We start from the raw sequence: 13,442 nt of genomic DNA, 5'->3' as shown, positions 1-13,442 counted from the left end.
GCCTGGCCGTCAGTGCCAGTCGTTTTCGAGAAGTTCGCGGGTTTCCGCGACGGCCACGTCCCAGATCGCCAGCATGTCCTCGTCGGGACGCTGGTAGAGGCCGTGATAGTTGCCGTCGCCGAGGAGTGCGCGCTTGCGGGCCGCGTCGACGCGGGCGAGGCCGGCGAAATCCACCTTCGGTTTGGCGTTGGTCGGCTGACGCTGGTCGGTGGTGCGCGTCCAGGGGAAGTTTTCCATCCAGGAGGCGTGCGAGGCGGCGGGATCGGTTTCCTGCACCTTTGCCCAGGTTTTGGGCGCCCGCCACCAGTCATGGAATTTCACAGAGGCATCAGGATGCGCATTCAGCCATTCGGAGATGACGGCTGTCACTGGGGTATTGCCGCCATGGCCATTGACGATCAGGATGCGGCGGAAGCCGGAGCGATGGATGCTGTCCATCAGGTCGCGGATCACGCCGATATAAGTGGAGAGCGTCAGCGTCAGCGTGCCGGGAAAGGTCGCAAACGACGAGGCGAGGCCATAGGGCACGACAGGGAAAACCGGGATGCCGAGCGGCTCGGCCGCATCGAGCGAGATTTTTTCGGCAAGGATCATGTCGGTCGCGAGGCTGAGATAGGCGTGCTGCTCGACGCTGCCGATCGGAAGTATGCAGCGGTCATCCTCGACCGTCCGTTCCTCCACCTGCATCCAGTTCATGTCCGCGATCTTCATAAATTTCCACCTGCATCCCTACTGCGCAAAATTTGACCAAGATCTCACGCTTGCGCACAAAAAATGTGCCTTGACAGGCGCTGCGCCGATCAAGTGCAAAGTTCCATACGGAACTAAAAAAAGAGATTGACAGCCAAATAAGCTATCGTCAAGTTCCATACGGAACAAAATCCAGGTAGGATTTCTGCGGGAGCTGACGGCGTTGCAATTGGAAATCTCATCCTTCGATGCGCTCCTCAAGCAGGGCGGCAAGGCGGCCGCCGGCAATCACGGCGTCGATGATCTGGTGTCCGTGAAGCTATGGCAGAACCCCTGCTGGCTTTCCTTTCGCATCAATTTCCTGGCGCTGCTGTTCAACGAGCCGATCTATCGCTGGATCGAAAAAGAGTACGGGCTCGCCCGGCCGGAATTCGTTGTTCTCTATTCGCTCGGCCTTTCCGACGGACTGACGGCAAGCGCCATCAGCAGCTCCTCCGGTTTCCCCAAGAATACGATGAGCCGGGCGATCCAGAAGCTCGTCGACAAGAACATCATCCGGCGCGAGGTCGATGCGGCGGATCTTCGAAGCTTCGTCCTTTACATCACCGACGAAGGAAAGCGCATTGTCGACGAAACCATGCAGCCGATGGTGGAGCGCGAAAAGGTCATGCTGTCGGGGCTGACGCCTGCCGAAAAGCTGATGCTCTCCGAACTGCTGGCGAAAGTCGTCGTGGACTCACCCAACTGGCCCCCAATGATAAATATAGAGGAGAACGAACAATGACGATTTTGAAGACATTCCGCACGGCGGCTCTCGCCGCCGTATTGCTCGGCGGCGTTTCGGGTGCGGCACTTGCCGCCGACCTGACGATCGGTGTTCGCGCCGGCCCATTGTCAGTCGACCCGCATTTCACTGCCGCCGGCACCCACGCCGAGGCGGTCAAGCATATCTACGACTCGCTGGTGAAATCCGGCAACAACCTCGAGCTCGAGCCGGGCCTTGCAACCAGCTGGACGGCCATCGACAGCACGACCTGGGAATTCAAGCTTCGCCCGGGCGTCAAATTCCATGACGGCTCCGACTTCACGGCCGAGGACGTGAAGTTCTCGATCGAGCGTATTCCGGCCGTCACCGGCCCGAACCCGACCACCATCTATGTCCGCCGCGTGCGGGGCATCGAGATCGTCGATCCGCTGACGATCCGTATCAAGACCGACGGCCCCGCGCCGAACTTGCCGAACGATTTCATCCGCCTGTTCATCGTATCGCATACGGCTGCCAAGGACTTTTCCGCCAACGCCGACAAGGCTTCGGAAGGCTTCAATTCCGGCAAGGCGGCGATTGGGACCGGCCCCTACAAGTTCGTCTCCTGGACGCCGAAAGAACAGCTCGTCCTGCAGAAGTTCGACGGCTACTGGGGCGAGAAGGAACCCTGGGACAAGGTCACCCGCAAGGAGATCCCGAACGATGCGGCCCGCGTTGCGCAGCTGAAAGCCGGCCAGGTCGATCTGATCTCGCGCATCCCTGCCTCCGACGTCCCGACACTGGAGAAGGACACCAAACTCACCGTCGTGCGCCAGAACAGCGTCTACCTCTTCAATATCGCCTTCGACTTCCGTGAGAAGCCGCCGCAGGTGAGCGCCAAGGACGGCTCGCCGCTGCCGAAGAACCCCTTCCTCGATCCCAAGGTGCGCGAAGCCTTCGATCTGGCGATCGACCGCGAAACGATCACCGAGATCGCCATGGAAGGCATGGGCACCGTTCAGTCGCAGCTCGTGACGCCCAACATTTTCGGCTGGAACCCGGCCGTCAAATCCACCAAGGCCGACCCGGCAAAGGCCAAGAAGCTGCTCGCCGAAGCGGGATATCCTAATGGCTTCAAGGTGACTTTCTCCTTCACCAACGACCGCCTGCCGGGCGACAAGGATGTGGGCACGACGATCGCCCAGATGCTGACCGCGGTCGGCATCCAGGTGGAAGCGAACTCTCAGCCGGGTGCCGTGTTCTTCCCGGCCAACACGCGCGGCGACTACTCGATGACCATGTCGGGCTGGGGCACGCTGACGGGTGAATCGAACTACACGCTGTCGTCGCTTGCCCATAGCAACGACCCGAATACAAAGCTCGGTGCCTTCAATCTGCGCGGTTACACCAACAAGACGATGGACAAGCTGATCGAGGACGCCGCCGTCGAGATGGACCCAAAGAAGCGTGAAAAGTTCCTGATGGATGCCAATGCCCTGGTATCGACCGATCGGCCTTATCTGGCGATTGCCTCGACCGTCTCGGCCTGGGGCATGAAGAAGGGCATTACCATCGTTCCCCGTTCCGACGAGGACACGCTGGCAATGAACATCCGCCCGGCGAAATAAGCCATCCCAACCTGCGAGCTACCGGCCGGGCCTCTCGCCCGGCCGTTTTTCTGAAAGCCTTCAAGTTCAGACGGGGAGAAGGATTGATGGGAAAGATTGCGCTGGCGATCCACGGCGGCTGCGGCGTCATGGCGAAGCTCGACCTGAGCGACGAGGAATGGGCGGCGGCCCGCGTCGATCTCGGACGGGCGCTGAAAGCCGGCTGGGCAATCCTGACCGCAGGTGGCGCGGCGCTCGACGCGGTGCAGGCGGCTGTGGTTGTCATGGAAGATTCGCCGCATTTCAACGCCGGTTATGGCGCGGCCCTCAACACCAACGGCAAGCATGAACTCGACGCTTCGATCATGGATGGCCGCACGCTCGAGGCCGGCGCGGTGACGCTGGTGCGACGCATCCGCAATCCGATCAAGGCGGCCCGCAAGATCATGGAAAAGGGCGATGCGATCCTGCTCGGCGGCGAAGCGGCCGACGATTTCGCCCGCGAGGCGGGGCTCGATATGGTCGAGCCGGACTATTTCACCACCGAGCGCCGCGTCAAGGCGCTGGCGGCGATGAAGGTGCATGCCGCTGCGGGCACGGCGGCGAAAGCCAGCGAGTCTGAAAAGCACGGCACCGTCGGTGCCGTGGCGCTCGACGGGGCCGGGCATCTGGCGGCGGCGACCTCGACCGGCGGCTATAACAACAAGCCGGAAGGCCGCATTGGGGACACGCCGATCATCGGCGCCGGAACTTACGCACGGGACGGGGCCTGCGCCGTTTCCGGCACCGGCAAGGGCGAATATTTCATGCGTTATGCCGTCGGCCATGAAGTGGCGGCCCGCGTCTCCTATCTCGGCGAGAGCCTTGAGAAGGCCGCCGCAAAGGTCATCCAGGAGGACCTGAAGCAGCACGATATCGGGGCCGGACTCGTGGCGGTCGGCGCTGACGGCTCGATCACCGCGCCTTACAACACGGACGGCATGTTCCGCGGCTGGGTGACGCCAGAAGGCGAATTCTACGTTGCCACCCATGGCGAGGTTTTCCCGGTCACGCCCTGAACCGGCAGAGCTTTCGATATAAAAAGCCCGGCGGAATGACCGCCGGGCTTTCGCACCCTCTGGAACTGCTCTTGTTATTCGGCAGCTTGCTGCGGCTTCAGGACGCCGCGGCGGATCTGGTCTTCCTCGATGGATTCGAAGAGGGCGCGGAAATTGCCTTCGCCAAACCCTTCGTCGCCCTTGCGCTGGATGAATTCGAAGAAGATCGGGCCGATCACCGTTTTCGAGAAGATCTGCAGCAGGATCTTGGTCATGCCGCCATCGACCACGCCTTCGCCATCGATCAGGATGCCGTGTTTCTTCATGCGGTCGATGGGTTCGTCATGGCCGTGCACGCGGGCGCCGGACTTTTCATAGTAGGTATCCGGCGGGCCGGGCATGAATTTGAGCCCGTTTTCGGCGAGCTTGTCGGTCGCTTCGTAGATGCCGTCGGTGCCGACCGCGATGTGCTGGATGCCTTCGCCCTTGTATTTCTTCAGGAATTCCTCGATCTGGCTAGTCTCGTCCTTCGACTCGTTCAGCGGGATGCGGATCTTGCCGCAGGGCGAGGTGATCGCCCGGCTGACGAGGCCGGTGATGCGGCCGTCGATGTTGAAGAAGTGGATCTGCTTGAAATTGAAGAGTTCGCGGTAGAAATCCCACCACTTGTCCATGTTGCCGCGATAGACGTTGTGGGTCAGGTGGTCGAGATAATAGAAACCGACGCCTTCGGGCCTGGGATTGCGTTCGCCCAGCCACTCGAATTCGGCCTCATAGGCCGACCCCTTCTCGCCATAGGTTTCGATGAAATAGAGCAGGGAACCGCCGATGCCGACGATGGCCGGCACGTCGAGCGTCTTGTCCTTGCCCTCATAAGGCGTGGCACCCTTGGCGACCGCGTGGTCGAAGGCGTGCTTGGCATCGACGACGCGCCAGGCCATCGCCGGCGCGCAGGGGCCGTGCTCATCGACGAAGCGCATGGCGTGGCTGCCCGGCTCGGCATTGACGATGTAATTGATGTCGCCCTGGCGCCAGACGGTGATGTTCTTCGTCCTGTGTTTCGCCACCGGCCTGTAGCCCATGCGGGTGAACAGCTCTTCCAGCTTCTGCGGTTCGGGATGGGCGAATTCGACGAATTCGAAACCGTCGGTGCCGGCCGGGTTATCGGCGGTAATCTGCGAAACCGGTGCGTCGTGCGGGAAAGGACCCATGGCAAACTCCTCCTGTCATTCGATCATCATGATGATGCAGGACGGACGCATTGTGCTTGCAATCTTGGCGATGTTCTGCTCGATTTGTGCATGAAGTGTGCGGATTTGAGGAGTTGCATGCACGATGGACGCGCTGGACGGATATGACCTGAAGATCTTGAGCCATCTGCAGACTGATGGGCGGCTGACCAATAACGAATTGTCGGAACTCGTCGCGCTGTCGCCGTCGCAATGTTCGCGCCGCCGGGCGCGGCTCGAGGGCGAGGGGTTCATCCAGACCTATCGTGCACACCTAAACCGCCAGAAACTCGGCCTGGACCTTCTGGTCGTGATCGCCGTGACGCTCGCCACCCATAACCGGGACAATGCCAAGCGGTTCGCGCGCCTTGTCGAGGACCTGCCGGAAGTGCTCGAATGTTTCTCGCTGACCGGCGAGATGGACTATCACCTGAAGGTGGTGACGCGCGATCTGGCGGGCCTCTCCCATTTCGTCAACGACATATTGTTGCCGCACGAGAGCGTGCAGCATGTCAAAACATCGATCGTTCTCAGCGTGTTGAAGGATTTTGGTGGGATTCCGATTCAAAAGCCCGCCAAGTCTTAAAGATCGTCCGGCTCCGACGGCTTTCCCTTGCCCGAGCGGCGGATGACCTGCTCGATTGCGGCAAGGCCGTTCGACAAAGCCTCGATGCCGCTCTCGCCGAATTCCGCCTCCAGTTCGGTCTGATAGCGGCGGGCGAGCTCGATCAGCTCCCGATAGGCTTGCTGCCCGGCGGCGGTCAGTTCCAGATGCTCGACCCGCCGGTCTGCATCGTCCTGACTGCGCTTCAGCCAGCGGCGTTGTTCGAGCGCGAAGACGGCGCGGCTGACCTTGGTTTTGTGCATGGAGGAATGACTGCCGACAGCTTTCGAGGTCATGCGGCCCGAACTGCCGAGTGCTGCAAGCGTGCGCCATTCCGGCCGAGTCATGCCGTATTTCGCTTTGTAATGGGCGGCAAAACGCAGGCCGACGAATTCGGCGGCGCGGTTGAGCCTGTAGGGGAGAAACTGTTCGAGGGCGAAACTATCAGTCGTCATGACGTTGATCGGGCGTTGATGGTTACAAAAATAATGGTTACGTTTGCAACCATATCGTCATCATGGGAGGAAACAAGCCATGCTGGACAAGATCGATCCGAACGCCACGCAATTCACCGGGGCGAATGTCGAAACGCTCGCCTATATGCCCGGCTTCGGCAACGATTTCGAAACCGAGAGCCTGCCCGGTGCCCTGCCGCAGGGGCAGAACAGCCCGCAAAAATGCAATTACGGGCTTTACGCGGAACAGCTCTCCGGTTCGCCTTTCACCGCGCCGCGCGGCACCAACGAGCGTTCCTGGCTCTATCGCATCCGCCCGAGCGTGCGCCATACCGGCCGGTTCAGGAAGATCGACTATCCGTTGTGGAAGACGGCACCTCACATCGCGGAACATTCGCTGGCGCTCGGCCAGCTTCGCTGGAGCCCTGTGCCGGCGCCGACGGAGGAGCTGAATTTCCTCGAAGGCATCCGCACGATGACGACGGCGGGCGATGCGCTCTCCCAGTCAGGCATGGCGGCGCATGTCTATGTCTTCAACACAGACATGGTGGACGATTATTTCTTCAATGCCGACGGAGAAATGATGATCGTGCCGGAGACGGGCTCGATCCGCGTCTTCACCGAACTCGGCAAGATGGATCTGGAGCCTTCGGAGATCTGCATCATCCCGCGCGGAACCATGTTCAAGGTGACCCGGCTCGGCGAGGAAAAGGTCTGGCGCGGGTATATCTGCGAGAATTACGGCGCCAAGTTCACCCTGCCGGATCGCGGGCCGATCGGCGCCAACTGCCTTGCCAATCCGCGCGATTTCAAGACGCCGGTGGCGGCCTACGAGGACAAGGAAACGCCCTGCCGGGTGCATGTAAAATGGTGTGGCTCCTTCCATGTCACCGAGATCAGCCATTCGCCGCTCGACGTGGTGGCCTGGCACGGCAATTATGCACCCTACAAATACGACCTGCGCACCTTTTCGCCGGTCGGCGCGATTCTCTTCGACCATCCCGATCCGTCGATCTTCACGGTTCTCACCGCTCCCTCGGGAGAGGAGGGAACCGCCAATGTCGATTTCGTGATCTTCCCGCCGCGCTGGCTGGTGGCCGAGCATACGTTCCGGCCCCCCTGGTATCATCGCAACATCATGAGCGAGTTCATGGGCCTGATCTATGGCCGCTACGACGCCAAGGAGGAGGGTTTCGTACCCGGCGGCATGAGCCTGCACAACATGATGCTGCCGCACGGGCCGGATTTCACCGGCTTCGAAAGGGCTTCTAACGGCGAGCTGAAACCCGTCAAGCTTGAGAACACCATGGCCTTCATGTTCGAGACCCGTTTCCCGCAGCAGCTCACCAAATTCGCCGCCGAACTGGAGACGCTGCAGGACGATTACGTGGATTGCTGGTCCGGGCTTGAACGAAAGTTCGACGGTACGCCGGGGATCAAGTGAGGCGGCGCGACATTACGGTTGCCTTCTTGCGCGATCTGCTCACATTCTGGGAGCAATACCAACGATAAAACGGGAAACACTCATTCATGAAGCTCGCGACACTGAAGGATTCCACCCGCGACGGCCGTCTGGTCGTCGTCTCGAAAGACCTCACCCAGTGCTCGGAGGTCGGTCATATCGCCCGGACACTCCAGGCGGCGCTCGACGACTGGGCATATGTCGGTCCGCGGCTCGAACGGGTGGCGGACGGTATCGAGACCGGTGCGCAGCCGACCATCCGTTTCCACGAACATGACGCGGCGTCGCCGCTGCCGCGCGCCTATCAATGGGCGGACGGATCGGCTTACGTCAATCACGTCGAGCTGGTACGCCGGGCGCGCAATGCCGACATGCCGGAGAACTTCTGGACCGATCCGCTGATCTACCAGGGCGGGTCCGACAGCTTTCTCGGGCCGCGCGATCCGATCCCGCTCGGTGACGAGGCCTGGGGCGCCGATATGGAAGGCGAGATCGCGGTGATCGTCGGCGACGTGCCGATGGGGGCTTCCTTGGATGAAGCGCGGGAGGCGATCCGTCTCGTGCTTCTCGTCAACGACGTTTCCTTGCGCGGGCTGATCCCATCCGAACTCGCCAAGGGTTTCGGCTTCTTCCAGTCGAAACCGTCTTCAGCCTTCTCGCCGGTCGCGGTCTCTCCGGACGAGTTGGGTTCCGCCTGGGATGGCGGTAAGCTTTTGCTACCGCTCAAGGTCGACCTGAATGGCAAGCCGTTCGGCCGGGCCAATGCCGGCGTCGACATGACGTTCGATTTCCCGCAGCTTATCGTCCATGCGGCCAAGACACGGCCGTTGGTCGCCGGCACGATCATCGGTTCGGGCACCGTCTCCAACAAGCTCGACGGAGGACCCGGTAAGCCGGTCGCCGATGGCGGCGCCGGTTATTCCTGCATCGCCGAAATCCGCACGATCGAAACGATCAATCTAGGTGCTCCAAAGACGCCGTTCCTGCATTTCGGGGATACGGTGCGGATCGAGATGAAGGACGACAAGGGTCATTCGATCTTCGGTGCGATCGAGCAGACCGTGACGAAATACGAGAAGGCAGGATGACCGATACGGTTCTCTACGATTACTGGCGGTCCTCGGCGAGCTATCGGCTGAGGATCGCCCTCAACATGGTCACCGAAACATACCGTTCGGTTCCAGTCGATATTCTCGCCAGGGAACACAGGTCGCAGGAGCATCTCGCCCGCAATCCGCAAGGGCTGGTGCCGGTGCTGGAGATCGACGGGCACACATTCACCCAGTCGCTGGCGGTCATCGAATATCTCGACGAAACACGCGGCGGCGCCTTCCTGCCGGGCGATTCCGTCGGCCGGCAGCGGGTGAGGGCGCTTTCCTATGTCATCGCCATGGAAATCCACCCCGTCTGCAATTCGCATGTCGGCGCCCATGTCATGTCGATCACCGGCGGCGGAGAAGAGGCGCGCGTTGCCTGGATGCGGAAGTTCATCGGCGAGGGGCTGGCGGCGTTCGAAGTGTTGCTCGACTCACCCTCGACCGGCGCGTTCTGTCATGGCGACCGGCCGAGCATGGCGGATATCTGTCTCGTGCCGCAGGTCTACAACGCGCGGCGTTGGAGCGTCGATCTTTCGGCCTGCCCGAAACTTGTCGAGATCGCCGACCGTTGCGCCGAACTGAAACCGTTCGCCAACGCCCATCCCGACAATGCCCGTCCCGACAGAGCGGTTCGCTAAGTCTTCAGGTAGCTGATCACCGCGTCGGCGATCATGCCCTTGTGGCGCTCCATGGTCGCCGGTTCCGAAAGATCACGGCGGAAGATCGTGCCGAACGTATAACGGTTGGAGACGCGGAAGAAGCAGAAGGCACTGATCAGCATGTGAATGTCGATCGGGTCGGCTTTCCGGGCAAATACACCGGCCGCGACGCCGCGATCGAGGATCGCCGCAATGGTCTCGATGACCGAGACGTTCAGGTCGCGGATCGCCTCGGACCGCAGCATGTGCGCGGCGTGGTGGATGTTCTCGATGCTGACCAGCCGGACGAATTCCGGATTGGCCTCGTCATGTTCGAAGGTTGTCGAGATCAGCACCCGCAGCGCCTGTTCCGGCGGAAGGTTGGAAAGCTGCAGGTCCTCTTCCAGCGTGCGGATCTTGCGGTAGGCTCGCTCGAGAACGGCGAGATAGAGCCCCTCTTTGCTGCCGAAATAATAATAGATCATCCGCTTCGAGGTGCGGGTCTTCTCCGCGATCGCATCGACGCGGCCGCCGGCAAGCCCGTGAGTCGCAAACTCCTCCGTCGCGACGTCCAGGATGTTTTCCTGGGTGCGCTGTGGATCGTTTTTCCTGCCGTTTTCGCGTTTCGCCGCCATCCTCAAAGCCGCCTTTGCCGTTGCGTACCGCCCGTGCTTAGAGAAGCGGGCATTGTGGACGCTCGATCGTTCACATCGAATTTCCGCATTTTTTCCAAAGTCATAACGGGCTTGCGCGTCGCTTTCAATAGATCGCGCTTGACATACTCACTAGTTCGTACATTTTATTGTTCTGCCGATCGATCCCTGAGGAGGCGGTCCCGGCGGAGGCTATCTTGTCAAACGGATTGGACGGGTGACTGTATTTGCAGTCGCTACCGTCGCTATCCGATGACGGAGCCTGGGGAGGACTGGAAATGACACGGATCATCGATTTCTTATTCCTTGTGCTGAAGGTCGTCATAGCCCTGCTTCTGGCAGGCATGGTGGTGCTGGTCTTCGGCAATGTCGTGCTGCGTTATGCCTTCAACCAGGGCATCACCATCTCAGAAGAGCTGTCGCGGGTCTTCTTCATCTGGCTTACCTTCCTCGGTGGGGTTGTCGCGATGCGCGAACATGGCCATCTCGGCGTCGATTCGCTTCTGAAGCGGTTACCGCCGACAGGTGCCAGGATTGCAGTGCTGATGGGGCAGGGGCTGATGCTCGTCGCCACCTGGCTGATGATCAGCGGAAGCTGGACGCAGACGCTGATCAACCTGCCAGCGACCATGCCGGCGACCGGCATTTCGATGGGCTGGTTCTACGGCGCCGGCCTCGCGTTCGGGGTTCCGACCTTCCTCATCATTCTCTGGGATGCCTTCCAGGTGGCCACCGGCCGGATCGATATCGCAACCGCCCAACTGGTGCGCGACAGCGAGGAGGAAGTGGCCCTCGACAATCATCCGGAAGCCGCGGTCGCCGCCGGCATCACCAAGGCCTGAGGAGAGACCGATGACGCTCACCATTTTCCTCGGCGCCCTTCTCGGCCCCATGGCGCTCGGCGTGCCGATCGCCTTCGCGCTCATCCTCAGCGGTGTTGCGCTGATGATGTACATGGACATTTTCGACGCCCAGATCGTCGCCCAGAACGTGCTGAACGGTGCCGACAGCTTTCCGCTGATGGCGGTTCCCTTCTTCCTGCTGGCCGGCGAGGTGATGAATACCGGCGGCCTGTCGAAGCGTATCGTCAATCTCGCCATGGCGCTCGTTGGCCATGTGCGCGGCGGTCTCGGCTTCGTGGCGATCTTCGCCGCCTGCGTCCTGTCGAGCCTATCCGGTTCGGCTGTCGCCGACGCTGCGGCGCTCGGCGCGCTTCTCTATCCGATGATGATCAAATCGGGCCATGACCCGGCACGGACCGGCGGTCTTCTGGCATCGGCTTCGGTTATCGGGCCGATCATTCCGCCGTCGATCGGTTTCATCCTCTACGGCGTCGTCGGCGGCGTCTCGATCACCAAGCTCTTCCTCGCCGGTATCGTTCCGGGGCTGCTGATCGCGGTGGCACTCTGCATCGCCTGGCTGATCGTCGCCCGCAAGGAGCAGTTCGAACTGCCGAAGCGCCAGAGTCGCGAACTCCGAATGAAGGCCTTCGTCGACAGCATCTGGGCGCTGATGCTGCCTGTCATCATCATCGTCGGCCTGAAGTTAGGTGTGTTCACGCCGACCGAAGCGGGCGTCGTGGCTGCCGTCTATTCGCTGTTCGTATCGATGGTCGTCTATCGCGAACTGGCGCCATCCGAACTCTTCAACGTCCTCGTGGCGGCAGCGAAGATCACCGCGGTGGTGATGTTCTTGGTCGCATGCGCGGCGGTCTCCGCCTGGCTGATCACGGTTGCTGACGTGCCCGGCGATCTCGTCAAGCTCATCGAACCGCTGATGGACAACCAAACGCTGCTGCTGCTTGCCATCATGGTGCTGATCGTCGTCGTCGGCACCGCCATGGACATGACGCCGACCATTCTGGTGATGACGCCGGTGCTGATGCCGATCATCAAGCAGGCCGGCATCGATCCTGTGTATTTCGGCGTGCTGTTCATCATCAACAACTCGATCGGCCTGATCACGCCGCCGGTCGGCACCGTCCTCAACGTCATCTGCGGCGTCTCCAAGCTGTCGATGGAAGACCTAATGAAGGGCGTGATGCCCTTCATGATCGCCGAGCTGATCGTTCTCTTCCTTCTCGTCCTCTTCCCGCAACTGGTGACCGTGCCGGTCGCCTGGTTCGGGCATTGAGGCCGGGGAGTTTCTGCCAAGTGCATATCAACCGGCCGCGGGGGACCCGGCCATCCAGTGGGAGGAAAACATGTTCAACACGATGATGAAACTGGCGCTCGGGATCGCCCTGCCGGTGATGCTGTTTGCCGGCACGGCATCCGCCGAAGTCCGTGCGCATACGCTGAAATTCGCGGCGGCCAACAATAAGGGCCATCCGCAGGTCACCGGCATGGAAAAATTCGCCGAGATAGTCAAGGCGAAGAGCGGCGGCAAGATCGAGATCAAGTTGTTTCCCGGCGGCGTGCTCGGCGGCGACGTGCAGACCGTTTCCGCCCTGCAGGGCGGCGTGGTCGAGATGCTGGTGCTGAACGCGGGCATCCTGTCGAGCAACGTCAAGGCGTTCGGTGCGGTCGACCTGCCGTTCCTGTTCAACAGCGGCGAGGAAGCCGACAAGGTGATGGACGGTGCCTTCGGCAAGAGCCTTTCCGACAAGCTGCCGGCGACGGGCCTCGTCGGTCTCGCCTATTGGGAACTCGGCTTCCGCAACCTCACCAACAACCGCCGCCCGGTCACCAAGCTCGAAGACATCAAGGGCTTGAAAATCCGTACGCTGCAGTCGCCGATCCCGATCGAGCTGTTCAACAGCCTCGGTGCCAATGCCGTGCCGCTGCCCTATACGGAACTCTATACCGCGCTTGAGACCGGCACGGTCGATGGGCAGGAAAATCCGTTCGCGAACATCATCAACGCCAAGTTCTACGAAGTGCAGAAGTACCTGACCGTCACCCGTCATCAGTACAATCCGCAGATCGTGCTGATCAGCAAGAAGTTCTGGGACGGCCTCAACGATGAGGAGAAGGGCATTCTCCAGTCGGCTGCGACGGAAGCGCGCGATTTCCAGCGCAAGGTTTCCCGCGAAGCGGATGCCAAAGCGCTCGACGAGATCAAGAAGACCGGCATGCAGGTCACCGAGCTCAACGCCGCTGAAACCCAGAAGATCCGCGATGCCGTGAAGCCGCTGATCGACAAGTTCAGCGCCGACGTGGGTGCCGATACCGTGTCGCTGCTCTTCAAGGAACTGGACGCCGCCCGCAAGAAGTAACATGCCTG

14 protein-coding genes are annotated in these 13,442 nt (G+C 61.0%); 10 read left to right on the top strand and 4 right to left on the bottom strand.

Annotation, left to right across the window (positions count from 1 at the left end; genetic code table 11):
* Nucleotides 1–9: 9 nt before the first annotated feature.
* Nucleotides 10–711, bottom strand: coding sequence for a creatininase family protein (locus ACZ9IU_RS13610; RefSeq protein WP_038543758.1), 702 nt, complete (start codon nt 709–711; stop codon nt 10–12).
* A 202-nt stretch (nt 712–913) separates the two neighbouring features.
* Between ACZ9IU_RS13610 and ACZ9IU_RS13605 the strand changes: the two genes are divergently transcribed.
* The 3 genes from ACZ9IU_RS13605 (at nt 914) to ACZ9IU_RS13595 (ending at nt 4,100) form a co-directional block, all read left to right on the top strand.
* A complete protein-coding gene (locus tag ACZ9IU_RS13605) occupies nt 914–1,474 on the top strand; it encodes a MarR family winged helix-turn-helix transcriptional regulator (protein WP_038543756.1) in 561 nt (186 codons plus the stop codon).
* A complete protein-coding gene (locus ACZ9IU_RS13600; protein ID WP_038543754.1) occupies nt 1,471–3,063 on the top strand; it encodes an ABC transporter substrate-binding protein in 1,593 nt (530 codons plus the stop codon). The genes ACZ9IU_RS13605 and ACZ9IU_RS13600 overlap by 4 nt, the downstream gene beginning before the upstream one ends.
* Nucleotides 3,064–3,149: 86 nt before the next feature.
* Nucleotides 3,150–4,100, top strand: coding sequence for an isoaspartyl peptidase/L-asparaginase family protein (locus ACZ9IU_RS13595; protein WP_038543752.1), 951 nt, complete (start codon nt 3,150–3,152; stop codon nt 4,098–4,100).
* Nucleotides 4,101–4,174: 74 nt separating this feature from the next.
* On the opposite strand, the gene hppD is transcribed toward ACZ9IU_RS13595, so the two are convergent.
* Entirely contained in the window at nt 4,175–5,290 is a 1,116-nt protein-coding gene (gene hppD / locus ACZ9IU_RS13590; protein WP_038543750.1) for a 4-hydroxyphenylpyruvate dioxygenase, read from the bottom strand.
* 124 nt (nt 5,291–5,414) lie between these two features.
* Between hppD and ACZ9IU_RS13585 the strand changes: the two genes are divergently transcribed.
* Entirely contained in the window at nt 5,415–5,894 is a 480-nt protein-coding gene (locus ACZ9IU_RS13585) for an Lrp/AsnC family transcriptional regulator (RefSeq protein WP_038543748.1), read from the top strand.
* On the opposite strand, the gene ACZ9IU_RS13580 is transcribed toward ACZ9IU_RS13585, so the two are convergent.
* Nucleotides 5,891–6,367 (bottom strand): MarR family winged helix-turn-helix transcriptional regulator, encoded by a 477-nt coding sequence (locus tag ACZ9IU_RS13580; RefSeq protein WP_038543747.1) that lies wholly within the window; start codon nt 6,365–6,367, stop codon nt 5,891–5,893. The two genes, ACZ9IU_RS13585 and ACZ9IU_RS13580, sit on opposite strands and share 4 nt — an antisense overlap.
* Nucleotides 6,368–6,446: 79 nt before the next feature.
* On the opposite strand from ACZ9IU_RS13580, the gene hmgA reads away from it, so the two are divergent.
* From hmgA to maiA, 3 genes are all read left to right on the top strand, one after another.
* A complete protein-coding gene (gene hmgA / locus ACZ9IU_RS13575; protein ID WP_038543744.1) occupies nt 6,447–7,811 on the top strand; it encodes a homogentisate 1,2-dioxygenase in 1,365 nt (454 codons plus the stop codon).
* Nucleotides 7,812–7,897: 86 nt separating this feature from the next.
* Complete coding sequence (locus tag ACZ9IU_RS13570; RefSeq protein WP_038543743.1) at nt 7,898–8,917, top strand: fumarylacetoacetate hydrolase family protein; 1,020 nt, start codon at nt 7,898–7,900, stop codon at nt 8,915–8,917.
* The gene (maiA, locus tag ACZ9IU_RS13565; protein ID WP_038543741.1) at nt 8,914–9,564 is read left to right on the top strand and encodes a maleylacetoacetate isomerase; all 651 of its coding nucleotides are present in this window, start codon (nt 8,914–8,916) and stop codon (nt 9,562–9,564) included. The genes ACZ9IU_RS13570 and maiA overlap by 4 nt, the downstream gene beginning before the upstream one ends.
* Here the strand turns inward: maiA and ACZ9IU_RS13560 are convergent.
* The gene (locus tag ACZ9IU_RS13560; RefSeq protein WP_038543739.1) at nt 9,561–10,199 is read right to left on the bottom strand and encodes a TetR/AcrR family transcriptional regulator; all 639 of its coding nucleotides are present in this window, start codon (nt 10,197–10,199) and stop codon (nt 9,561–9,563) included. The two genes, maiA and ACZ9IU_RS13560, sit on opposite strands and share 4 nt — an antisense overlap.
* A gap of 296 nt (nt 10,200–10,495) precedes the next feature.
* Here ACZ9IU_RS13560 and ACZ9IU_RS13555 point away from each other — a divergent pair, with 296 nt between their 5' ends.
* The 3 genes from ACZ9IU_RS13555 (at nt 10,496) to ACZ9IU_RS13545 (ending at nt 13,434) form a co-directional block, all read left to right on the top strand.
* The gene (locus ACZ9IU_RS13555) at nt 10,496–11,059 is read left to right on the top strand and encodes a TRAP transporter small permease (protein ID WP_038543736.1); all 564 of its coding nucleotides are present in this window, start codon (nt 10,496–10,498) and stop codon (nt 11,057–11,059) included.
* A 10-nt stretch (nt 11,060–11,069) separates the two neighbouring features.
* A complete protein-coding gene (locus ACZ9IU_RS13550; RefSeq protein WP_038543734.1) occupies nt 11,070–12,350 on the top strand; it encodes a TRAP transporter large permease in 1,281 nt (426 codons plus the stop codon).
* Nucleotides 12,351–12,420: 70 nt separating this feature from the next.
* The gene (locus tag ACZ9IU_RS13545; protein WP_038543732.1) at nt 12,421–13,434 is read left to right on the top strand and encodes a TRAP transporter substrate-binding protein; all 1,014 of its coding nucleotides are present in this window, start codon (nt 12,421–12,423) and stop codon (nt 13,432–13,434) included.
* The last annotated feature ends 8 nt before the right edge of the window (nt 13,435–13,442 follow it).

This window comes from Mesorhizobium sp. USDA 4132, from assembly GCF_056279545.1.
This window is presented reverse-complemented; position numbering and strand designations above follow the sequence as displayed.